Here is a 19,913-nt window from a genome sequence, read left to right as displayed (position 1 = left end):
CGGCCGGACCGGGGGCGGGCCGCGTCAGTCGCCCTGCCGATGGAACCGCCGGTGCAACGCCGCGATCGCGTCGGTCAGTTCGGGCACCGGCCCGTCCACGGTCACCTCCGGGGCGATCGCGGAGACCGGCAGCGGCCGCACGGGCGGCGCGGCCGCGCCCAGCTCCGTCAGCCAGGACGTCAGCTGCTCGGAGGAGGCGACGTACACGATGCGTCCCAGGCCCACCCAGGCGTGGGCGGCGGCGCACATCGGGCAGTGCTCGCCCGAGGTGTAGACGGTGGCGGCGGCCCGCTCCTCGGGCGTCATGTGCGCGGCCGCCCAGCGCGCCAGCTCGAACTCGGGGTGCCGGGTGCGGTCGCCGGAGGCCACCCGGTTGTGGTCCTCGGCGAGCACGGTGCCGTCCCCGGACACCAGCACCGACCCGAACGGCTCGTCGCCCGCCTCCAGCGCCTCGGCGGCGAGCTCCACGCAGCGCCGCAGGTACGGCAGTTCGTCGTCCCGCACAGCCATGGTCGTCGTCCCGTCCCTCCGGCCGTCCTCTCGACGGCGTGATCGCCGGCCACCTTAATCCGTTGCCGCCGCGACCGGCGGATGATGCACTCCCGCCATGCCCTCCACCAGCGCACCGGCCGCCCTGCTCACCCTCTACGACCGCGAGACACGCCAGGGAGCCCACGCCGACGGCCCCGACGACGTCGTGGAACGCGTGGGCCGGGTGGTACGCCGCACAGCCCCCGCACACGGCTGGAACGGAGTCGTCTGGTCCGGCTTCACCTCGGCGGAGGAGGCGGACGCGGCGATCACGGAGCAGATCGCGCACTACACGGCCCGGGGCCTCCCCTTCGAGTGGAAGCTGTACGCCCACGACCTCCCGGCGGACCTGGGCCGGCGTCTCGTGGCGGCCGGCTTCACGCCCGGGCCGGACGAGACGCTGATGGCGGCGGAGATCGACGCGCTCGCGCTGACCGCGGAGGTCCCCGACGGCGTCCGCGTCCTCCCGGTCACCGACCGCACCGGCGTGGACCAGGTCGCCGAGGTGCACGAACGCGCCTTCGGCGACGACGCGTCCCGCCTCCGCCGCCAGCTGCTCGACGCCCTGACCGGCACCCCGGACACGGTCGTCGCCGTCCTCGCCCTGGCCGGCGACGTCCCGGTCGGCGCGGCCCGCATGGAACTGACCCCGGGCACGAGCTTCGCGGGCCTGTGGGGCGGCGGCACGGTGCCGGAGTGGCGGGGCCGAGGCGTCTACCGCGCCTTGATCACCCACCGGGCGCGTATGGCCGCCGCCCGCGGCTACTCCCGCCTCCATGTGGACGCGTCCCCCCGGAGCCGCCCCATCCTGAGCCGCCTGGGCTTCACCGAGCTGACGGTGACGACACCGTACGTCTACGCCCCGTAGACCGGGACCCGGCCGGGGGGACGCGCACGAACGGTGGCTGTCCCACGAGGCGTGAAACGTCACCGCCCGTGGGACAGCCACCGCCGCCGGAAAGGACGCCGCGTCTCAGCGGTTCAGCTTCGCCCGGTCCAGGGCCGCCACGCCCACCGCCGCGAGGGCGATCTGGATCAGCCACTCCACCCAGTCCACGCCGTTGGTGTCCGCCACCCCGAGCGCCGACGCGAGGGCCGAGCCGATGAGGGCGGCGGCGATGCCGACGAGGATGGTCCACAGGATGCCGATGCGCTGGCGGCCCGGGACGACCAGGCGGCCCAGGACGCCGATGACGATGCCGATGACGAGGGCGCTGATGATGCCGTCGATCTCCATGTCTCCCCTTTCCCTGTCCTCCGCTGAGGAGCGTCTTCCCGCTGCCCGTGGCGGCAGTCGCAGAGAGGCCGGCCCGCGAGGCGACGCGGACCGGCCGGGGGGAGCGGGGGTCGGGCCTCTACGACGACTTGGATGCCGCCCTGGCCGCCGTGGCGGCGCAGGCCGTGCCCAGGATCACGGTGAGGGCGCCGATGACGACGTTGTTCCAGATCACCCCGGCATCAGGGTTGGTGCCCACGACCCATGGAGAGATGATCATCCAGATGCCCAGCGCGCACATGGCTCCGCTGAGGCCGTACATGCGCGAGGGGGCCGCCGTGAACCCGAGGGCGAGCAGACCGATCGCGATGCCGACGATCAGGTTGTGCGTCACGAGCGGCGGCTGGCTCGTCGTGTAGTGGAGGATCCACGGTGACACCGCGCAGTAGAGGCCGAGCAGGAACACCGGCCCGTCCACGAAGGCCACGTCACGGCTGCCGAGGACGCGTTCGTAGCGTGCCCGCATCTCCGGTGCGTCCGGATGGCTGGAGAGATCTCCGCGTTGGTGAGAGACGTTGGCCATGGTCGTCTCCTTCGACTAGCAGGCCTGGCCGCGGCTGGTGCGGTATGCGGTAAGCGCCGCGTTAGTCCCATTGTGCTCTTATTTCTCCTTTATGTGTAGGGGGGGAGCGGCCCGCCCGGAGCGCCTGGCCGCCGGCCCCGCGCCGGCGGCTACTCGCCGGTCCGTGTGTACGTGAGGAACACCGCGCCGCCCTTGAGCACCGTGTGGTCCGCGAGCGTCCAGGTGCGCGGGTCGAAGGCGGCCTTGCGGGAGAACAGCGGGATCCCGTCGCCGATCGTCACCGGGCCGACCTTGAGGATCAGCGTGTCGATCTCGGCGTACAGGGAGCCCGCGAGTTCGGCGCCGCCGAGCAGCCAGATGTCCTTGCCCTCCTGCCGCTTGAGCTCCCGCACGGTGGCCACCGGGTCGTCGGCGACCAGTTCGACGGCCGGGGCCGGGCTCTCGGTCAGGGTCCGGGAGAAGACGAGGTGCCGCAGATGGGGGTAGGCGTCGGGGATGCCGGCCGCGAGGCCGATCTCGTAGCTGCGCCGCCCCTCCAGCACGGTGTCGAAGCGCGTGCCCTCGGCCGTGACCGACAGCGCCTGCCGGGCGTGGACGGGCAGCGTCTCCGGATACTCGGCCGCGAGGTGCTGGACGTAGTCCTCCGGTATCGGCCAGAAGCCGTCCGGGCCGGTGGGGTCCGCGCCGTCGGGGCCCGCGATGAAGCCGTCGAGCGTGATGGCGACGTAATGGACGAGCTTGCGCATGCGGGGTCCTTCTCCGTTGTCGGGCGGTCGGGTGCGGCCCGGGCCGCCGGGACGGCGTGCGCGGCGGGCCATCGAGTGATCATGGCAGGCCGGCCGGCGCCGTGAGGGCGAGCCGCCGCATCTCGTGACGCCGCCGCGTGGGCATGTATGCGCCACGGTGACTGGTCTAAACCCTTGACTGGTACAGACCAAAGCGCTTGAGTGTGCTGCACACCCCCCACCACGGCCGCCCCCACGCCGTGACCGGCCCCGTCGGCGCGTGCGGGCGAGGCCTCGCCCCGGCATGTCCTCGTCGCGGGAGCGGCCGTGTTCCGCGAAGGAGTTGATCCCTTGTCGAGACGTCGTATCGCCGCCGTGACCGCCGCCCTCGTCCTCGCCGGCAGCGCGCCGCTGCTGCTCCCCGCCGCGGCCGGCACCGCCTCGGCCGCCGCCGCGGCCGCCTGTTCCAGCTACCCCGCCTGGGTCGCCGGACAGTGGTACGAGGCGGGCGCCGTCGTCCGTTACACCGATGGCAAGGCGTACATCGCCGAGCACGCCAACCCGGGCTACGACCCGACCATCAGCACCTGGTACTGGGAGCCCTACGCCTGTGACAACGGGCCCGGGACGCCCGTCGGGAACTTCGTCGTGACCGAGGCGCAGTTCAACCAGATGTTCCCGAACCGGAATCCCTTCTACACGTACAGCGGCCTCACCGCCGCGCTGAGCGCCTACCCCGGCTTCGCCAACACCGGCAGCGACACGGTGAAGAAGCAGGAGGCCGCCGCCTTCCTGGCCAACGTCAGCCACGAGACCGGCGGTCTGGTGCACGTGGTGGAGCAGAACCAGGCCAACTACCCGCACTACTGCGACTGGAGCCAGCCGTACGGATGCCCGGCCGGCCAGGCCGCCTACTACGGGCGCGGTCCGATCCAGCTGAGCTGGAACTTCAACTACAAGGCCGCGGGGGACGCGTTGGGCATCGACCTGCTGGGCAACCCCTGGCTGGTGCAGAACGACGCGGCCGTCGCCTGGAAGACCGCCCTCTGGTACTGGAACACGCAGTCCGGTCCGGGCACCATGACCGGCCACGCCGCCATGGTGAACGGCGCCGGCTTCGGCCAGACGATCCGCAGCATCAACGGCTCCCTGGAGTGCGACGGCAGGAACCCGGCGCAGGTGCAGAGCCGGGTGACGAAGTACCAGCAGTTCACCCAGATCCTCGGGACGACCCCCGGCGGCAACCTGTACTGCTGACGCGGACGGCGCGGCGTGGTGTCATGCACCTGACCTAACTCCGGGGCGGGCCTCGCCCCCGTGCACGGCCCGCCCCTCCGGACGAAGGGAACCGCATGCGCACCCCCCACGCCCTGCTCGCCACCGCCGTCACGGCCGCCGCGCTCGCCGCGGCGGCCGTGACCCCCGCGCCCGCCGCGGGCGCCGACGCCGTGCCGCCGCCCGGCACGTACTACGTCCAGAGCGTCGTCACCGGCCTCAACGCCGCCGACGCCTCCGGAACGGTCGAACAGCACCGCCCGCGCGGCAACGAGGACCGCCAGCAGTGGACCCTGCGCCCCGACGGCGCCGGACACCTGCTGGAGAACACCGACAGCCCCGGCTCCTGCCTCGGACGGGCCGGCGACCGGGCCCGCACCGTCTCCTGCACGGCCGCCGAGGCGCGCTGGCAGATCACCCCACTCGGCGCCGACCGGTACGCGCTCGCCGACCCCGGCGCCGACCGGCGCCTCACCGTCGCGCCCAAGCCCGCCGGCGCCACCCACCCCGCCCCGCTGTCCGTCGGCAGCGGCGCCGGCGACCTGGCCGCCTGGTACCTCACCCCGGCCGACGCGCCCGGCGGCCCGATGCCGCCGCGGGGGCAACGCACCCTGGACCAGGTCACGTTCCTCACCGCCCACAACGCCTACGCGAACGGCGTCGACGGCGGTTTCGCCCCGCCCTTCGTCTACCTCTTCCCCAACCAGAGCCGGGGCATCCAGCAGCAACTCGCCGACGGCGTCCGCGGCTTCATGCTGGACGTCCACCAGACGCCGGACGGCGCCATCCTCTGCCACAACAGCTGCACCCTGGTGCGCAGACCCGTCGCCCTGTGGGTCGACCTCCAGCGGATCGTCGACTTCCTGCGCGCCCGCCCGGACGAGTTCGTCACCGTCTTCCTGGAGGACTACGTGGACCCGGGCGTCCTGCGCGCCGAACTGGACCGGGTCCAAGGGCTGTCGGAGGTGCTGTACCGCCCTGACCGGACCGGGGTACGGGAGAACGGCTGGCCCACGACGGGCGAACTGGCCGCAGACGGGCACCGGCTGCTGATCTTCACCGACCACAGCCGGGAGGCCGACCGCTCGGCCGGGCTGACGCGGGACACCTTCGGCGTGATGTACCAGCGGGAGTGGACCGTCGAGAATCACTGGTCCATGGGACCGGGCGTCGGCTCCTCCGACTGGTCCTGCTACAGCCGCTGGTACGACGCGAACACCACGATCCCGCTGACCCGCACCGAGCCCGGCTTCCGGCCCCTCTTCGTCATGAACCACTTCCGGGACGCCGCCGTCGCCTCCACCGTCGCGACCGACAACGCCAAGCTCGCCGACCGCGCCCGCCGGTTCTGCCAGCCGGCCGCCCGCAAGAAGCCCACGTACCTCGCCGTCGACCGCTACGACCTGGGCAACCCCGCGGCCGCCGTCGACGCGCTGAACACCTACACCTACCCGTGAGGGAAACGCCAGTCCCGCCCCGGCACAGCTGTCGGGGCGGGACTGGCGTTTCCCGCAGTTTTACGTATAACCTCTCCGGTCAACCCCTGCGAGAGGTGACGATGAGACGCATTGCCCTGGTCACCCTCGTCGTCCACGACTACGACGAGGCGATCCGCTTCTACACCGAGTCCCTCGGCTTCCGGCTCGCCGAGGACACGCCCCGGCCGGACGGCGGCCGCTGGGTCGTCGTCGAGCCCGGCGCCGGGCACACCGGCGCCGCGCTGCTGCTGGCCCGCGCCGCGCGGGACGAGCAGCGGGCCCGGGTGGGCGACCAGACCGGCGGCCGTGTGGGCTTCTTCCTGCACACCGACGACTTCGCCCGCGACCACGCCCGCATGACGGCCGCCGGGGTGACCTTCCTGGAGGAGCCGCGCCACGAGCCGTACGGCTCGGTCGCCGTCTTCCAGGACCTCTACGGCAACCGCTGGGACCTGCTCCAGTCCGCCGACTGATCCATCACGCCGAACCACACGCCGAGGAACCGCCAGCCATGTCATCTACGCGCATAGACGCCGACACGATCCGCCGCCTCCCCAAGGCGGTCCTGCACGACCACCTCGACGGCGGCCTGCGCCCGGCCACGGTCGTGGAGCTGGCCGAGTCCGTCGGCCACAGCCTGCCCACCACCGACCCGGACGAGCTCGCCGCCTGGTACGTGGAGGCCGCCGACTCGGGCGACCTGGTGCGCTACATCGCCACCTTCGAGCACACCCTGGCCGTGATGCAGACCCGCGAGGGCCTGCTGCGCACCGCCGAGGAGTACGTCCTGGACCTCGCCGCCGACGGCGTCGTCTACGGCGAGGTGCGCTACGCCCCCGAGCTGAACACCCGCGGCGGGCTCACCATGGCCGAGGTCGTGGAGACGGTCCAGGAGGGGCTGGCCGCCGGCATGGCCAAGGCGGCCGCCGCCGGGACGCCCGTCCGGGTCGGCACGCTGCTGTGCGGCATGCGGATGTTCGACCGGGTCCGCGAGGCCGCCGACCTGGCCGTCGCCTTCCGGGACGCCGGCGTCGTCGGCTTCGACATCGCCGGCGCCGAGGACGGCTTCCCGGCCGCCGACCACCTCGCCGCCTTCGAGCACCTGCGCCGCGAGAGCGTGCCGTTCACCGTCCACGCCGGCGAGGCCCACGGACTGCCCAGCATCCACCAGGCCGTCCAGGTGTGCGGCGCCCAGCGCATCGGGCACGGCGTGCGCATCACCGAGGACATCCCGGACCTCGCGGGCGGCAAGCTCGGCCCGCTCGCCTCCTGGGTCCGCGACCGCCGCATCGCCCTGGAGATGTGCCCCACCTCCAACCTCCAGACCGGCGCCGCGGCCTCGATCGCCGAGCACCCGATCACCCCGCTGAAGGACCTCGGCTTCCGCGTCACCGTCAACACCGACAACCGCCTGGTCTCCGGCACCACCATGACCCGCGAGATGACCCTGCTGGCGGAGCAGGCCGGCTGGACCGCCGAGGACCTGCGCACGGTCACCCTGAACGCGGTGAAGAGCGCGTTCCTGCCGTACGACGAGCGCGTCGCGCTGATCCGGGACGTCGTCCTGCCCGGTTACGACGCCGTGCTCCCGAGCAGCCCGCGGGCGTAGGCGGCCTGTCCGACGTGCTGGAGGTCGTCGGACAGGACGCTGACCAGCCGTACGCCCAGGGTGACCGGCGGGTCCCAGTTCTCGTCGACGACGCGTTCCAGGTCCTTCGCGGTGAGCGTCCGCAGCGCGCCCAGGGTCTGCGCTTGGACGGCGTCGTGGTAGCCGGTCAGCAGGTCGGGGGAGTCGACGCGCACCTTGGCGACCTGCGCCGGGGTGTGCCCGAACCCGGTCGAGCCGCGCGGCAGACCGAGCCCGAACCGCTTCTCCCAGCCGTCGGCCGGCCACACCTGCTCCAGGCCGAAGGCGTCCGCGACGTGGTCGTCCTGGATCCGGGTGAGGTGCCACACCAGCCACACGATGCTGTTGGCCTCCGGCGTGGGCCGGGCGGCGAGCTCGTCGGGGCCGAGGCCCCCGACGGCGGCGTGGACCTCTTCCCGGACGCGGCCGAAGCCGTCGATGAGGATGTCCTTGGCATGCATGCCTCCAGACTCGCTCACCTCCCGGCGTCGCGCGCCCCGGTGTCCAGCAGTTCCATCAGCGCCCGCGCCGCCGGGCTGGTGGCGCGCGGCGACGGCACCAGCGCCACCGTCTCGTACGCCGCCTCGCCGGTGTCCTTCAGCGGCAGCGCGGTGAGCGAGGGGCGCTTGTGCCGGAAGTGGCTCGGCGCCACCGCCACGCCGAGGTTCTCGTCGACCAGGTCGAGCAGGCTGTGCACGTCGTTCACCTCCAGCGCCACCGTGCGCCGTACGCCCGCGACCGCGAACGCCGCGTCCGTGGCGCGGCGCGGACCCCAGTCGGGATGGAAGTCGACGAACACCTCGTCGGCCAGGTCCCGCGGGGTGACGGGCGCCCCGGCGCGGGCGAGCCGGTGGTGGGGGTGGCACAGCACCGTCATCGGCTCGCCGGTCAGCGGCACGGCGCGCAGCTGGTCCGGGTCGGCGTCGGTGCGGTAGGCGAAGGCGAGGTCCAGCCGCCCGGCCGCGACCTCCTCGGCGAGCGCGGCCGAACCCCACTGCCGCAGCCGTATCTCCACGCCCGGGTGGCGCCGCCGGAACGCGGCGAGCAGCTCCGCCACGTTCACCCCGGCGATGCACTGCTCCGTCCCCACCGCGAGGGTGCCGCGCAGCACCCCCTGCACCGCGGCCACCGCCTCGTGCGCGGCCCGCACCTGTGCCAGGATGCGTTCGGCCTCCGCGAGCAGCGCCCGCCCCGCCTCGGTGAGCGTCACCCTGCGGGTGGTCCGCACGAACAGCGGCGTCTGCAGCTCGCGCTCCAGCGCCCGGACGGACGCCGACAGGCCCGACTGGGAGACCATCAGCCGCTCCGCCGCACGGGTGAAGTGCTGGTCCTCGGCGACGGCCACGAAGTGCTGGAGATGGCGCAGTTCCATGATTGAGAAGCGTAGCCGCTGAATTCCATCGGATTCTCCTGTTGGACCACTCCCCGCAGGTCACGACAGAGTGGACGGGCGGTCCGACGAACCGCCACGACGAACGTCTCGACGTGTGCCAACCCCCTGGAGTCGCGTTGTACACCGCACACCCCGACCGTTACGCGGACATGCCCTACCGGCGCGCCGGACGCAGCGGCCTGAAGCTCCCCGCGCTCTCGCTCGGCCTGTGGCACAACTTCGGTCCCGACCGCCCGGTCGAGACCCAGCGGGCCATCCTGCGCCGGGCCTTCGACCTGGGCGTCACCCACTTCGACCTCGCCAACAACTACGGCCCGCCGCCCGGCGCCGCCGAGTCCGTCCTCGGCGAGGCGCTGAAGGCCGACTTCGCGCGGTACCGGGACGAGCTGGTGATCTCCACCAAGGCGGGCTACCTGATGTGGCCGGGGCCGTACGGCGAATGGGGTTCGCGCAAGTACCTGCTGTCCTCGCTGGACCAGAGCCTGAGCCGCATGGGCCTCGACCACGTCGACATCTTCTACTCGCACCGCTTCGACCCGGACACCCCGCTCGAGGAGACGATGGGCGCCCTGCACACGGCGGTGCAGCAGGGCAAGGCGCTCTACGTCGGCGTCTCCAACTACAACGCCGAGCAGACCCGGGAGGCCGCCCGCATCCTCGGCGAGCTGGGCACCCCGCTGCTGATCAACCAGCCGCGCTACTCGATGCTCGACCGGCGCCCGGAGGACGAGGGGCTGATGGACGCCCTCGACGAGCTCCAGGTCGGGTCGATCGCCTACTCCCCGCTGGAGCAGGGCCTGCTGACCTCCCGCTATCTGGACGGCATCCCCGAGGACTCCCGGGCCGCGAGCGACAGCCCCTTCCTCGACACGGACGCCCTCACCGAGGAGCTGGTGGGCCGGCTGCGCGCGCTCGCCGACATCGCGTCCGCCCGGGGCCAGAGCCTGGCGCAGATGGCCCTGTCCTGGGTGCTGCGCGGCGGCCGCCTCACCTCCGCCCTGGTCGGCGCGAGCAGCCCGCGGCAGCTGGAGGACAGCGTCGCGGCCACCCGCAACCTCGACTTCTCCGAGGAGGAGCTGGCGCGGATCGACGCGATCGTCGAGCCGTAGCCCCGTTCGTCACCGGCCGTCGTCCCCCGCACGGGGGCGGCGGCCGGTGCGTTCCTCCCCGTGGGACCGGCCGCACGGCGGTCACCTCGGGTGATGCGCGGACCCGTGCCGTTTCGGCCAGGAAGCGGGGCGCATATGCCAGGAGACTGGCCGGAAACACATGGTGACAGTGTTTCAGCGGTGAACATACTCGACAACGAGAGCGCTTCACCCCGAGCGACGGCGCCCTCACGCACAGCACGCGAGCCACGGAGCGGGCAGCCGGCCCGGAACCGGCGGGCGAGCACGCAGCGGGGGAGGGAACGTGCACGACGAATTCCTTTGCCACGTCACGGCGTACGGGGTCTGCGACGGCCGGCGCATCGGGGTGCCGCTGGGCACCTACCGGGCGCCGACCCTCGCGCTCGCCCTGTGGTGGCTGCGCGACCGCGCCCTGTGGATCGCCGAGCGGCTCGACCCGCAGCCCGACGCCGAGCACTTACCCCCGGGCGCGCTCGTCCCCGTGGCCGACGACGTGACCGACGTGCCCACCGTGCTGCGCACCTGGTGCGGTGACGTCGACCGGCAGGAGGAAGTGGCCGAGGCGCTCGCCGCCGGACGGATGGTGCGGGTCGCCACCGGCGACGACACCACGGAGTACGAACTCCTCGCCGAGTCCGTCGACGCCCTGCGGATGCAGCGGGCCGCCCGTGTCCTCGGCGTCCCGGTCGCCTGAGACAGAACCGCTCCTCAGCGCCTGCGCCGCCGCACACCCCGTACGGCCCAGGCGCCCGCGAAGCCCGCCACCAGGCCCCACAGCAGGGCCAGCCCCAGCGCGCCCCACAGCTGCGGCTCCAGCAGCACCTGCCCGGTCAGCCCCTCGCCCAGGTCGCCGATGCCGAGCACCGACAGGCCGATCCGCGCGGAGACGCGGGCCGTCGGCCCGATCGTCAGCACCGCCAGCGCCAGCGCCACCGCCAGCCGCAGGGCCTGCTGCCAGGGCGGCACCCGCGCGGGGGAGGCGGCCGCCATGAAACAGGCCGCGGCCGCCACCAGCACCGCGGCGCCCACCAGCAGCCACCACCAGCGGCCGCCGTCGTGGTCGACGAGCGAGCCCAGGTTCAGCTCGGAGACGTCCGGGGTGCGCAGCACCTCGTCCAGCACCTGCGGCATGGGCAGTCCGAACGGCCCCTCCACCCTGCCCTCCCAGGTCGCCCCCAGCCCGACGGTCAGCCCGAGCCAGGCCACGTTGGGCAGCCCCAGAAGGATCACGGCGAACGTCTCGGCCGTGTGTCCCTCGGTGGCGGCCACCACCAGGGCGACGACGAGCGCCACGGCCACGGCGGCGAGCAGCAGCCCCAGCGTCGCGCGCGCCGCGGGCCGCGCCCCCGCCTGGAACCGCATCAGCTCGGGCGGCAGCGGCGCGCCGCGCGACACCAGGACCGCCACCACCAGCACGCCCGCCAGCCACACCAGGCCGATCAGCACGGTCGGCAGCACGTCCGCGGCGAAGCCGACCACGGGCGTCACCCCGAACAGCTCGCCCAGGTCGCCGAGCAGGTCGTCCCCGAGCGACACCTCGAACGTGCGCCGCGCCGCCAGAGCCAGACCCAGGACGGCGAGCAGCCACAGCACGGCGATCCGCGCCGCCCACCCCGCCAGCCCGGGCGCGCCCACCACCGTGCGGCGGCGCAGCGGACGCAGGAAGAACCAGCCGAGCAGCAGCGCCCCGGTGAGGGTGACGGTCAGCGGGATCGCCGTCAGGCCGCCCTCGGTCCCGGCCAGGCCGCCGGCGTCCCCGGAGAGCCGTACCGTGCCGCCGACGGCGAGCACCAGCACGGCGGCGAGCACCGGCCCGAAGGCGCCCTCCGGGAGGTCGGCGGCCCCGGCCGCCCAGACCCCCAGCGCCGCCACCGCGGTCATCGCGGCCAGTGACCCGACCACCGCGACCAGCGCCGGAATCCAGCCGTGAAGGGGGGACCGCGGAGGAGAAGGGGAGTGTGCGCTCACGTGTGCACGCTAAGCAGCGTCCTCCCCGCCCGCCCGTCGGCAGGGTCCGTCCGCGCGGGTCCGCGGCCCCGGGAAATCCGGACGCGGATCAGGAGGACTGCCCCGGCCGACTCGGGGTACCAGGACCGGTGCGGATCGTCCGGCCGGCCCGGCGTCGCAGAGGGAAACGCATGACCTATCGCTTGGACGGGGTAGTGATACCGACTGGTTTCGACGTGCCCGTGGAACCGCTGCGGCGGGCGGCACACTTCACCGGCGAGCCGGGGTGCATCGCCGAGGCGCGGCATGTCGCGGCACAGTTCCTCGAGCAGCTGAGGACCGAGTGGTGCGCCACGATCGGCGCCAAGGCGGAAGGAGCCGTGCTCCTGGTGGTGAGCGAGCTGGTCACCAACGCCGACCGGCACAGCGACGGGCCGTACATCCTGGAGCTGGAGGGCACGGACACCACCCTCACGGTGGCCGTCTACGACAGCAACGGCACCCTGCCCCGCGTGTTCCCGCGCGACCCGCAGCGGATCGGACGCCATGGACTGGAGATCGTGCGCGCGCTGGCGCGGGACGTCGGCGTGGAGCGCGTACCGGTCGGCAAACGCGTCCGCGCGGTGATCGACCTCACCGGCGGCTGACCGGCGGCGCGCCCTTTCCCACAGCAGCGCCCCTGGACCGGACCGGGACCGTCAGGGGCGCCTTCGGTGTGCCGTCGGGGCGGTCGTCAGGCGCAGCCCAGCTCGCCGAGCATGCCGGTCCGCAGCCGGGTGATGATCCGCTTGATCAGCCGGGACACGTGCATCTGCGAGCAGCCCAGCCGCTCGCCGATCTCCGCCTGCGTGGCCTCCTCGACGAACCGCATGTGGAGGATCTCGCGGTCCCGGTCGCTCAGCTCCGCCATCAGCGGGGCCAGCGCGTGGAAGTCCTCCACCAGGGCCAGCCGCTCCTCCTCGACGCCGATGAAGTCGGCGAGGACGGCCTCGCCGTGCTCCGGGCCGTCCCCGGTGAGCGCGGCGTCCAGGGAGGAGGAGTTGTAGCCGTTCGCGGCGATCTGCCCCTCGACGACCTGCTGCTCGCTGATGTTCATCAGGGTCGCCAGCTCGGGGACGGTGGGCTCGCGGTCCAGTCGGCTCGACAGCTCCTCGCGGGCCTTGGCCAGCTCCACACGCAGCTCCTGGAGCCGCCGCGGCACGTGCACGGCCCAGGTGGTGTCGCGGAAGAAGCGCTTGATCTCGCCGACGATGTAGGGCAGCGCGAAGGAGGTGAACTCGACCTCGCGGGACAGCTCGAACCGGTCGATGGCCTTGATCAGGCCGATCATGCCGGTCTGGACCACGTCCTCCATGTCGTCGCCCCGGCCGCGGAACCGCCCGGCCGCGAAGCGCACGAGGGACATGTTCATCTCGATCAGCGTGTTGCGCGCGTACTGGTACTCGCGGGTGCCTTCCTCCAGCTCCGCGAGGCGGCGGAAGAACTGCCGGGAGAGCTCGCGGGCGTCGTGGGGCGCGACGGCGCGCGGGTCGCCGGGACCGCGAAGGTCCTCGTCGACGGCGCCGGCCCTGGTATGCCCGTCGACGGTCCGCTCCTGCGACCGGATCACGGCGGTCCTCATTGCCCTCTCCCCACGAACGTCATGGCTGCCACGCGACTGGGTCACTCGACTACCCCGGTTCCGCGGACCTATGCCCGTCGATTTTCTCCGTGGCCGGAAGGCGCCGGACCGCTCGGGGGGACGCGGTGCGCACCGGCCGTCACACCTGCTCGTCCGATGGTACGGCCGCGGGTGCGGCACAGCACCATCAGGGCGGAGGGAATCCGTCCGCTTTTCCGGCTTCACTCAGGGCGGAATCCCGCTCCCTTGCCCGCGGGAGCGGGATTCCTAGGCTGAGGACGTGACCGATCACACGCCGAACGAAGCCCGCGTCATTCCCCTGCGACCCGGCCCGGCCGCCTCCGGCCCGCCGGCCCCGCCCGCCGCCGCGCCCAGGGAGCCGCTGTGGCGCCACCTCGTCGGCGACGTGCTGCGCAAGGAGCGGCAGGCCCAGGAGCGGACCCTCAAGGACGTCGCCGACGCGGCGCGCATCTCCATGCCCTACCTGTCGGAGGTGGAGCGCGGCCGCAAGGAGGCGTCCTCGGAGGTCCTCGCGGCCGCCGCCGGGGCGCTCGGCCTCGGCCTCGGCGATCTGCTCGCCCGTACGCACGCGGAGCTGGTCCGGGTCACGTCGCGCCGGTCCGCCGTCCCCGCCCGCGCCGTGCGGAACGGCTCCGCGCACGACGGGCTCTGCCTGGCCGCCTGACCGGGAAGCGCTCCACGGCCCGGCGGCCGCTCAGACCGGAGCCGGACGCCGGGTCAGCACCTCGTCCGCCAGGCCGTACGCCACGGCCTCCTGCGCGGTGAACACCTTGTCGCGGTCCATGTCCGCCCGCAGGGTCGCCACGTCGTGGTGCGTGTGCCGGGCCAGCACCTCCTCGACCTGCGCGCGGATCCGCGTCATCTCCTTCGCGCGCAGCGCCAGGTCGGACGCCGTGCCCTGCATCCCGCCGGAGGCCGGCTGGCCGAGCAGCACGCGCGCGTGTTCCAGCACGAACCGCCGCCCCGGGTCCCCGCCGGCCAGCAGCACGGCCGCCGTGGACGCCGCCTGCCCCACGCAGAACGTGGAGATCGGGGCCCGGACGAACGTCATGGTGTCGTAGATCGCCATGAGCGAGGTGTACGAGCCGCCGGGGGAGTTGAGGTACACCGCGATCTCGCTCTCCGGCGCCTCCGACTCCAGATGCAGCAGCTGCGCCACGACCACGTTGGCGACGCCGTCGTCGATCTCCGTGCCCAGGAAGACGATCCGCTCGGCCAGCAGCCTGCTGAACACGTCGTAGGACCGCTCGCCGCGCGCGGTGCGCTCGACGACGTTCGGAATCGTGTACGTCCCCATCAGCGCAGCCCCATCCTGGGTCGCGTGGCCGCCGGACGGACGTCGTCCAGCGAGTCCAGCACCCGGTCGACCATTCCGTACGCGCGGGCCTGTTCGGCCGTGAACCAGCGGTCCCGGTCGCCGTCCCGCGAGACGGTCTCCGGGGTCTGACCGGTGTGCTCGGCGGTGATCCGCTCGATGGTCCGCTTGGTGAACTCCAGGTTCTCCGCCTGGATCTCGATGTCGGCGGCGGTCCCGCCGATGCCGCCCGACGGCTGGTGCATCATGATCCGCGCGTTGGGCAGGGCGTAGCGCTTGCCGGGCGCGCCGACGCAGAGCAGGAACTGCCCCATGCTGGCCGCGAAGCCCATGGCCAGGGTGGCGACGTCGTTGGGGATCAGCCGCATCGTGTCGTAGATGGCGAGCCCCGCGTGCACCGAGCCGCCGGGGCTGTTGATGTACAGGCTGATGTCGGTGCGCGGGTCCTCGGCGGACAGGAGCAGCAGCTGCGCGCACACCCGGTTGGCGGACACCTCGTCGACCTGGGTGCCGAGCAGCACGATCCGCTGGGCGAGCAACTGGGCGGCGAGGTGGTCGTCGAAGCGGGTCGGCGGGGTGTCGCCGTCCTCCGCGCGGGGTGCGGCCGGCCGGGGGCCGGCGGTGAGTGGTGACATGGACGCTCCCGTGGATCACTGGTCGGAGCACGGCCGGACGGCCGTGTGCGTCCACTGTCGGCGCGCGGGACCCGCCGCCGGGGGAATCTCTGCCCGCGGCAGATTCGCCCAGGGCAGAGCGGCCCCGGACAGGCCGTGACGGCCGGTGTGCGGGTCACCGATGAGTTCCGCCGCCCACGACGGTCTGCACCGGTGACCGCGTTCCCGAGGGGAACGCCCCACCCGGGAGGTACTCATGGACACCGACGGATTCACCACCTGCCTCTGGTTCGACGGCCAGGCCGAGGAGGCGGCGCAGTTCTACGTCTCCGTGTTCGGCAACTCCAAGCTCGGCGAGGTGGTCCGCAACACCGACGCCACCCCCGGCGAGGCGGGCTCCGTGCTCACCGTGGAGTTCACGGCCAACGGCCAGAGGTTCGTCGCCCTGAACGGCGGGCCGGAGTTCACGTTCAACGAGGCGATCTCCTTCCAGCTCGACTGCGACGACCAGGCGGAGATCGACCACTACTGGGAGAAGCTGGCCGAGGGCGGCGGCGAGCACGGCCCGTGCGGCTGGCTCAAGGACCGCTACGGCGTCTCCTGGCAGGTCAACTCCAAGCGGCTCACGCAGATGATCGGCGACCCGGACCGCGAGAAGGCCGACCGCGCGCTGAAGGCCATGATGACGATGGGCAAGCTGGACGTCGCGGAGCTGGAGAAGGCGTACGCGGGCGAGGCGTGACGACGGCAGGGGGCCGGTGCACGCTCCCGGCCCCGCGCCGCCCCGCGCTCACCCCGGCCCGCCCGCGTCCTCCGTGACCACGCGGGCGATCTCGCCGGCCGTGCGCAGGACGCCCGGGGACGGGACCGGACACGGCCGCGGGGCGGACGTCGTGGGCGCGAGACAGAAGTGCAGCGGGTCGTCCGCGCGGTGCAGGGCCGTGCGGCCGCGGGCCGGATCGGTGCAGAGGTCCGGGTGCGCCCGCTCGACGGCGTCGCACGGCACGTACCGCGTCCAGGCGTGACGGGCGCCCGGCGCGGTCACCGCCCGGCCCGCGTCGGCGACCAGGTCGCCCGAGGCGGCCGCCCGGCGCTCGTAGATCCCGTTCACCCGGCGCACCCGGTCCGGGACGAGAGGGTCGGGACCCTGGAGCACCCAGACGATCCGGGGCCGCCGGTCGCCGCCCGCCTCGGCGATCTGCTCCGTCAGCCGCCGCGCGTCCGCCGCGTACCGCTCCAGGTAGCGCTCCGGCGCGGCGTCATGGGTGATCCCGTCCATGCACGGCGTGTAGCCCCACGCGTTGCCCCAGAACTGGAGCACCACGTAGTCCGGGCGCAGCGCCCGCACCAGCGTGGCCGCCTTGTCCCGCGGCGGGACCAGGGACCGCCCGCCCGTGCCCTCCAGGTAGTCGCACAGCGTGGTGCCCGAGTGGGGAGCGGCGGTGTACCGGGCGCGGACCTGCCGGCGCAGCTCCCGGCCGAGCACCTCCTGGGCCTCCACGGCCAGGGAGTCCCCGAGGTACAACACCGTGGGCGGTTCGACGGAGGGGGACGGGGCCGGGGAGGCGGCCGGACGCTGATGGGTGGTGGCCGACGGCCGCGGCGCCGCGGCGGACGTCGGCGGCGCGCCCGGCGCCGACGACGGATCGGTGCACGCCCCCAGCAGCCCGGCGGCGAGCGCCGCCACGGTCACGGTCCACGCTCTGCGCATTCGGCGTCCCCCGCCCGGCCGGCGAAACGGCTCACCAGGCAAGCACAGACCGCGCCCCGGCGGAAGACGTCCGGCGCGCGGGTCCGCCCGGCCGTGGCTAGCGTGAGGAGACGACAGACCACCCGTGACGCGGAGGGCCGCAGCCATGGCCGCACCACCGGAAGGAACCCCCTGCTGGGCCGACGCCATGTTCGACGATCTCGACGCGGCCAAGGACTTCTACGGTCACGTCCTCGGCTGGACCTTCGGCGAGACGTCGTCCGAGCAGGGCGGCTACACGCAGGCGTACGCCGACGGCAAGGCGGTGGCCGCCGTCGTCCCGCCGATGCCCGGCCAGGAGGGCGCCTCCCAGTGGTGCCTCTACCTCGCCGCCCGGGACGCCTCCGCCACCGCCGCCCGCATCCGCGAGCACGGCGGCGAACTGCTGATGGAGCCCGTGCAGGTGGCCGACTACGGCACCATGTGTCTCGCCCGCGACCCCGGCGGAGTCGTCTTCGGGGTGTGGCAGGCCGGCACCCACGAGGGGTTCCGGACGACGGGGACGCCGGGCGCGTACTGCTGGGCGGAGGTCTTCACCCGCGAGGCGGAGAAGTCCGACGCGTTCTTCCCCGCCGTCTTCTCCTACCGCTCGAAGCAGCTCGAGGGCGAGACGGACTTCCGCCTCTACGACCTGGGGGAGCGCAGCGTCCTCGGCCGGATGCGGATGACCGACGACTTCCCGCCCGAGGTGCCGCCGTACATCAACGTGTACTTCGCGGTGGACGACTGCGACGCGGCGGTGGCCCGGGCGACCGACCGCGGCGGGGTGCTGCGGTTCGGGCCGATGGACTCGCCGTTCGGCCGGTTCGCGGCGATCAGCGACCCGCAGGGCGCCCACTTCTCGGTCATCGACCTCACCAGGACCACGGGGGAGATGCCGGGCACGAGCACCGTCGACTGAGCGGAACCGGGACACCCGCCCGGTCATGGCATGATCGGGCGCATGGGTGAACGTGTGGTGGCCGCGTGCGACGGGGCCTCGAAGGGAAACCCCGGGCCGGCCGGCTGGGCCTGGGTCATCGCGGACGGCTCCGGGACCCCGGACCGCTGGGAAGCCGGCGCCCTCGGCACCGCCACCAACAACGTCGCCGAACTCACCGCCCTGGAGCGGCTGCTCGCGGCCACCGACCCCGGCGTGACGCTCGAGGTGCGGATGGACTCGCAGTACGCCATGAAGGCCGTCACCACCTGGCTGCCCGGCTGGAAGCGCAACGGCTGGCGCACCGCCGCCGGGAAGCCCGTCGCCAACCAGGAACTCGTCGTCCGCATCGACGGCCTGCTCCAGGACCGCTCCGTCGAGTTCCGCTACGTGCCCGCCCACCAGGTCGACGGCGACCGGCTCAACGACTTCGCCGACCGCGCCGCCGGCCAGGCGGCCTCCGCCCAGCAGGACGCGGGCAGCGCACAGGGCTCGCCCGAGCCGCCGCCGTCCGTCCCGCGCCCGTCCTCCGGCGGTTCCGCCCGCCGCGCCTCGGGCGGCGCCAAGCCGGCCCGCAGGTCCGGGGGTTCCTCCCGCACCATCAAGGCGAAGTTCCCCGGCCGCTGCCCGTGCGGACGGACGTACGCGGCCGGCGAGCCCATCGCCAAGAACGACAAGGGCTGGGGCCACCCCGAGTGCCGGACGGCCGTCGGCGCCTGAGCCGCCGCTCCGGCGGGGGAGCCGCCGGTCGCCGGGCCGGGACGGATGACAGACTGACCGGCATGGAAGAGCGCACTTTCGACAGGTCGGGTCAGCACGCCTCCGTGATCGGCCTCGGCACATGGCAGCTCGGCGCCGACTGGGGCGACGTCGACGACAAGGAAGCCCTCGCGGTGCTGGAGGCCGCCGCCGAGTCGGGCGTCACCTTCTTCGACACCGCCGACGTCTACGGCGACGGGCGCAGCGAGCAGACCATCGCCTCGTTCCTCAGCGGACGGCCCGACCTGCACGTGCTGGTGGCCACCAAGATGGGCCGCCGCGTCGACCAGATCCCCGAGAACTACGTCCTGGACAACTTCCGCGCCTGGAACGACCGTTCCCGGCGCAACCTGGGCGTCGACCGCATCGACCTGGTGCAGCTGCACTGCCCGCCCACCCCCGTCTACTCCACCGACGAGGTCTTCGACGCCCTCGACACCCTGGTCGAGGAGGAGCGCGTCGCCGCCTACGGCGTGAGCGTGGAGACCTGCGCCGAGGCGCTGACCGCCATCGCCCGGCCGAACGTGGCCAGCGTGCAGATCATCCTCAACCCGTTCCGCATGAAGCCGCTGCGCGAGGTGCTCCCCGCCGCGCGCGAGGCCGGCGTCGGCGTCATCGCCCGCGTCCCGCTCGCCTCCGGCCTGCTGTCCGGCAAGTACACCAAGGACACCGTCTTCCCGGAGAACGACCACCGCACCTTCAACCGGCACGGCGAGGCCTTCGACCAGGGCGAGACCTTCTCCGGCGTGGACTGGGCGACCGGCGTGGAGGCCGCCGCCGAGTTCGCCGCGCTGGCCCCCGAGGGATACACCCCGGCCCAGCTCGCGCTGCGCTGGATCGTCCGGCAGCCCGGCGTCACCACCGTCATCCCGGGCGCCCGCTCGCCCGAGCAGGCCCGCGCCAATGCGGCCGCCGCCCGGCTGCCGGAGCTGTCCGACGCCACCCTCACCGCGATCGCCGGCCTGTACGACCGGCGGATCCGCGAGCAGGTGGAGAGCCGCTGGTAGCG

At 73.4% G+C, this 19,913-nt stretch carries 24 protein-coding genes; 13 read left to right on the top strand and 11 right to left on the bottom strand.

Features of this window, described 5'->3' with window-relative positions; genetic code table 11:
- Positions 1–24 precede the first annotated feature (24 nt).
- Positions 25–510 carry a nucleoside deaminase gene (locus tag ACP7TJ_RS02535; RefSeq protein WP_093768419.1) on the bottom strand — a complete coding sequence of 162 codons (486 nt, stop codon included), beginning with the start codon at positions 508–510 and terminating at the stop codon, positions 25–27.
- Between the two features lie 97 nt (positions 511–607).
- Here ACP7TJ_RS02535 and ACP7TJ_RS02530 point away from each other — a divergent pair, with 97 nt between their 5' ends.
- Positions 608–1,399, top strand: a complete 792-nt coding sequence (locus tag ACP7TJ_RS02530; protein WP_367491468.1) for a GNAT family N-acetyltransferase — start codon at positions 608–610, stop codon at positions 1,397–1,399.
- Between the two features lie 105 nt (positions 1,400–1,504).
- Here ACP7TJ_RS02530 and ACP7TJ_RS02525 read toward each other — a convergent pair whose 3' ends face one another.
- The 3 genes from ACP7TJ_RS02525 to ACP7TJ_RS02515 form a co-directional block, all read right to left on the bottom strand.
- Positions 1,505–1,768, bottom strand: coding sequence for a GlsB/YeaQ/YmgE family stress response membrane protein (locus tag ACP7TJ_RS02525; protein ID WP_093768421.1), 264 nt, complete (start codon positions 1,766–1,768; stop codon positions 1,505–1,507).
- 118 nt (positions 1,769–1,886) lie between these two features.
- On the bottom strand, positions 1,887–2,330 hold the full coding sequence (locus tag ACP7TJ_RS02520; protein ID WP_093768422.1) for an SPW repeat protein: 444 nt from the start codon (positions 2,328–2,330) through the stop codon (positions 1,887–1,889).
- 149 nt (positions 2,331–2,479) lie between these two features.
- Positions 2,480–3,076, bottom strand: coding sequence for a dihydrofolate reductase family protein (locus tag ACP7TJ_RS02515; RefSeq protein WP_266544271.1), 597 nt, complete (start codon positions 3,074–3,076; stop codon positions 2,480–2,482).
- A gap of 330 nt (positions 3,077–3,406) precedes the next feature.
- Between ACP7TJ_RS02515 and ACP7TJ_RS02510 the strand changes: the two genes are divergently transcribed.
- From ACP7TJ_RS02510 to ACP7TJ_RS02495, 4 genes are all read left to right on the top strand, one after another.
- The gene (locus ACP7TJ_RS02510) at positions 3,407–4,312 is read left to right on the top strand and encodes a glycoside hydrolase family 19 protein (RefSeq protein WP_093768424.1); all 906 of its coding nucleotides are present in this window, start codon (positions 3,407–3,409) and stop codon (positions 4,310–4,312) included.
- 95 nt (positions 4,313–4,407) lie between these two features.
- Positions 4,408–5,787 (top strand): phospholipase, encoded by a 1,380-nt coding sequence (locus ACP7TJ_RS02505; protein ID WP_427761920.1) that lies wholly within the window; start codon positions 4,408–4,410, stop codon positions 5,785–5,787.
- A 101-nt stretch (positions 5,788–5,888) separates the two neighbouring features.
- A complete protein-coding gene (locus ACP7TJ_RS02500) occupies positions 5,889–6,281 on the top strand; it encodes a VOC family protein (RefSeq protein WP_427761918.1) in 393 nt (130 codons plus the stop codon).
- 38 nt (positions 6,282–6,319) lie between these two features.
- The gene (locus ACP7TJ_RS02495; RefSeq protein WP_167742691.1) at positions 6,320–7,417 is read left to right on the top strand and encodes an adenosine deaminase; all 1,098 of its coding nucleotides are present in this window, start codon (positions 6,320–6,322) and stop codon (positions 7,415–7,417) included.
- Here ACP7TJ_RS02495 and ACP7TJ_RS02490 read toward each other — a convergent pair.
- Together ACP7TJ_RS02490 and ACP7TJ_RS02485 are read right to left on the bottom strand one after the other, a co-directional pair.
- The gene (locus ACP7TJ_RS02490) at positions 7,381–7,896 is read right to left on the bottom strand and encodes a mycothiol transferase (protein WP_427761915.1); all 516 of its coding nucleotides are present in this window, start codon (positions 7,894–7,896) and stop codon (positions 7,381–7,383) included. The two genes, ACP7TJ_RS02495 and ACP7TJ_RS02490, sit on opposite strands and share 37 nt — an antisense overlap.
- A gap of 14 nt (positions 7,897–7,910) precedes the next feature.
- Positions 7,911–8,807, bottom strand: coding sequence for a LysR substrate-binding domain-containing protein (locus ACP7TJ_RS02485; RefSeq protein WP_370162628.1), 897 nt, complete (start codon positions 8,805–8,807; stop codon positions 7,911–7,913).
- 137 nt (positions 8,808–8,944) lie between these two features.
- Here ACP7TJ_RS02485 and mgrA point away from each other — a divergent pair, with 137 nt between their 5' ends.
- Positions 8,945–9,937 (top strand): L-glyceraldehyde 3-phosphate reductase, encoded by a 993-nt coding sequence (mgrA, locus tag ACP7TJ_RS02480; protein WP_093768430.1) that lies wholly within the window; start codon positions 8,945–8,947, stop codon positions 9,935–9,937.
- 304 nt (positions 9,938–10,241) lie between these two features.
- Positions 10,242–10,652, top strand: coding sequence for a hypothetical protein (locus ACP7TJ_RS02475; RefSeq protein WP_093768431.1), 411 nt, complete (start codon positions 10,242–10,244; stop codon positions 10,650–10,652).
- A gap of 14 nt (positions 10,653–10,666) precedes the next feature.
- Here the strand turns inward: ACP7TJ_RS02475 and ACP7TJ_RS02470 are convergent, their stop codons facing one another.
- Positions 10,667–11,926, bottom strand: coding sequence for a streptophobe family protein (locus ACP7TJ_RS02470; RefSeq protein ID WP_427761912.1), 1,260 nt, complete (start codon positions 11,924–11,926; stop codon positions 10,667–10,669).
- Between the two features lie 170 nt (positions 11,927–12,096).
- Between ACP7TJ_RS02470 and ACP7TJ_RS02465 the strand changes: the two genes are divergently transcribed.
- Positions 12,097–12,552 (top strand): ATP-binding protein, encoded by a 456-nt coding sequence (locus tag ACP7TJ_RS02465; protein WP_167742696.1) that lies wholly within the window; start codon positions 12,097–12,099, stop codon positions 12,550–12,552.
- Positions 12,553–12,638: 86 nt separating this feature from the next.
- Here ACP7TJ_RS02465 and ACP7TJ_RS02460 read toward each other — a convergent pair whose 3' ends face one another.
- Positions 12,639–13,526 carry a SigB/SigF/SigG family RNA polymerase sigma factor gene (locus ACP7TJ_RS02460; protein WP_386002389.1) on the bottom strand — a complete coding sequence of 296 codons (888 nt, stop codon included), beginning with the start codon at positions 13,524–13,526 and terminating at the stop codon, positions 12,639–12,641.
- Positions 13,527–13,806: 280 nt separating this feature from the next.
- On the opposite strand from ACP7TJ_RS02460, the gene ACP7TJ_RS02455 reads away from it, so the two are divergent.
- Positions 13,807–14,211: a helix-turn-helix domain-containing protein gene (locus ACP7TJ_RS02455; RefSeq protein WP_193459345.1), complete on the top strand. Its 405-nt coding sequence runs from the start codon at positions 13,807–13,809 to the stop codon at positions 14,209–14,211.
- A gap of 30 nt (positions 14,212–14,241) precedes the next feature.
- Here the strand turns inward: ACP7TJ_RS02455 and ACP7TJ_RS02450 are convergent, their stop codons facing one another.
- Together ACP7TJ_RS02450 and ACP7TJ_RS02445 are read right to left on the bottom strand one after the other, a co-directional pair.
- A complete protein-coding gene (locus ACP7TJ_RS02450) occupies positions 14,242–14,844 on the bottom strand; it encodes a ClpP family protease (protein ID WP_093768436.1) in 603 nt (200 codons plus the stop codon).
- A complete protein-coding gene (locus ACP7TJ_RS02445; protein ID WP_093768437.1) occupies positions 14,844–15,497 on the bottom strand; it encodes an ATP-dependent Clp protease proteolytic subunit in 654 nt (217 codons plus the stop codon). The genes ACP7TJ_RS02450 and ACP7TJ_RS02445 overlap by 1 nt, the downstream gene beginning before the upstream one ends.
- 235 nt (positions 15,498–15,732) lie before the next feature.
- Between ACP7TJ_RS02445 and ACP7TJ_RS02440 the strand changes: the two genes are divergently transcribed.
- Positions 15,733–16,218: a VOC family protein gene (locus ACP7TJ_RS02440; protein ID WP_093768438.1), complete on the top strand. Its 486-nt coding sequence runs from the start codon at positions 15,733–15,735 to the stop codon at positions 16,216–16,218.
- 48 nt (positions 16,219–16,266) lie between these two features.
- Here ACP7TJ_RS02440 and ACP7TJ_RS02435 read toward each other — a convergent pair whose 3' ends face one another.
- The gene (locus ACP7TJ_RS02435; protein ID WP_193459344.1) at positions 16,267–17,187 is read right to left on the bottom strand and encodes an SGNH/GDSL hydrolase family protein; all 921 of its coding nucleotides are present in this window, start codon (positions 17,185–17,187) and stop codon (positions 16,267–16,269) included.
- 145 nt (positions 17,188–17,332) lie between these two features.
- Here ACP7TJ_RS02435 and ACP7TJ_RS02430 point away from each other — a divergent pair, with 145 nt between their 5' ends.
- The 3 genes from ACP7TJ_RS02430 (at position 17,333) to ACP7TJ_RS02420 (ending at position 19,911) form a co-directional block, all read left to right on the top strand.
- A complete protein-coding gene (locus ACP7TJ_RS02430; protein WP_380883278.1) occupies positions 17,333–18,127 on the top strand; it encodes a VOC family protein in 795 nt (264 codons plus the stop codon).
- A 30-nt stretch (positions 18,128–18,157) separates the two neighbouring features.
- Positions 18,158–18,865 (top strand): ribonuclease H family protein, encoded by a 708-nt coding sequence (locus ACP7TJ_RS02425; RefSeq protein WP_189910487.1) that lies wholly within the window; start codon positions 18,158–18,160, stop codon positions 18,863–18,865.
- Positions 18,866–18,927: 62 nt separating this feature from the next.
- Positions 18,928–19,911, top strand: coding sequence for an aldo/keto reductase (locus ACP7TJ_RS02420; RefSeq protein WP_093768441.1), 984 nt, complete (start codon positions 18,928–18,930; stop codon positions 19,909–19,911).
- The last annotated feature ends 2 nt before the right edge of the window (positions 19,912–19,913 follow it).

Origin of the sequence: Streptomyces sp. DSM 41931 (assembly GCF_050271085.1) — a bacterium.
Classification (GTDB): Bacteria; Actinomycetota; Actinomycetes; order Streptomycetales; family Streptomycetaceae; genus Streptomyces; species Streptomyces albogriseolus.
The sequence above is the reverse complement of the archived record's forward strand: the minus strand, read 5'-3'. Positions and strand labels throughout refer to the sequence as shown.

Bases quoted from the DNA above. Each gene is read 5' to 3' on its own strand.
- ACP7TJ_RS02535 (WP_093768419.1), bottom strand. From the start codon at position 510: ATGGCTGTGCGGGACGACGAACTGCCGTACCTGCGGCGCTGCGTGGAG.
- ACP7TJ_RS02530 (WP_367491468.1), top strand. From the start codon at position 608: ATGCCCTCCACCAGCGCACCGGCCGCCCTGCTCACCCTCTACGACCGC.
- ACP7TJ_RS02525 (WP_093768421.1), bottom strand. From the start codon at position 1,768: ATGGAGATCGACGGCATCATCAGCGCCCTCGTCATCGGCATCGTCATC.
- ACP7TJ_RS02520 (WP_093768422.1), bottom strand. From the start codon at position 2,330: ATGGCCAACGTCTCTCACCAACGCGGAGATCTCTCCAGCCATCCGGAC.
- ACP7TJ_RS02515 (WP_266544271.1), bottom strand. From the start codon at position 3,076: ATGCGCAAGCTCGTCCATTACGTCGCCATCACGCTCGACGGCTTCATC.
- ACP7TJ_RS02505 (WP_427761920.1), top strand. From the start codon at position 4,408: ATGCGCACCCCCCACGCCCTGCTCGCCACCGCCGTCACGGCCGCCGCG.
- ACP7TJ_RS02500 (WP_427761918.1), top strand. From the start codon at position 5,889: ATGAGACGCATTGCCCTGGTCACCCTCGTCGTCCACGACTACGACGAG.
- ACP7TJ_RS02495 (WP_167742691.1), top strand. From the start codon at position 6,320: ATGTCATCTACGCGCATAGACGCCGACACGATCCGCCGCCTCCCCAAG.
- ACP7TJ_RS02490 (WP_427761915.1), bottom strand. From the start codon at position 7,896: ATGCATGCCAAGGACATCCTCATCGACGGCTTCGGCCGCGTCCGGGAA.
- ACP7TJ_RS02485 (WP_370162628.1), bottom strand. From the start codon at position 8,807: ATGGAACTGCGCCATCTCCAGCACTTCGTGGCCGTCGCCGAGGACCAG.
- ACP7TJ_RS02465 (WP_167742696.1), top strand. From the start codon at position 12,097: ATGACCTATCGCTTGGACGGGGTAGTGATACCGACTGGTTTCGACGTG.
- ACP7TJ_RS02460 (WP_386002389.1), bottom strand. From the start codon at position 13,526: ATGAGGACCGCCGTGATCCGGTCGCAGGAGCGGACCGTCGACGGGCAT.
- ACP7TJ_RS02450 (WP_093768436.1), bottom strand. From the start codon at position 14,844: ATGGGGACGTACACGATTCCGAACGTCGTCGAGCGCACCGCGCGCGGC.
- ACP7TJ_RS02445 (WP_093768437.1), bottom strand. From the start codon at position 15,497: ATGTCACCACTCACCGCCGGCCCCCGGCCGGCCGCACCCCGCGCGGAG.
- ACP7TJ_RS02440 (WP_093768438.1), top strand. From the start codon at position 15,733: ATGGACACCGACGGATTCACCACCTGCCTCTGGTTCGACGGCCAGGCC.
- ACP7TJ_RS02435 (WP_193459344.1), bottom strand. From the start codon at position 17,187: ATGCGCAGAGCGTGGACCGTGACCGTGGCGGCGCTCGCCGCCGGGCTG.
- ACP7TJ_RS02430 (WP_380883278.1), top strand. From the start codon at position 17,333: ATGGCCGCACCACCGGAAGGAACCCCCTGCTGGGCCGACGCCATGTTC.
- ACP7TJ_RS02425 (WP_189910487.1), top strand. From the start codon at position 18,158: ATGATCGGGCGCATGGGTGAACGTGTGGTGGCCGCGTGCGACGGGGCC.
- ACP7TJ_RS02420 (WP_093768441.1), top strand. From the start codon at position 18,928: ATGGAAGAGCGCACTTTCGACAGGTCGGGTCAGCACGCCTCCGTGATC.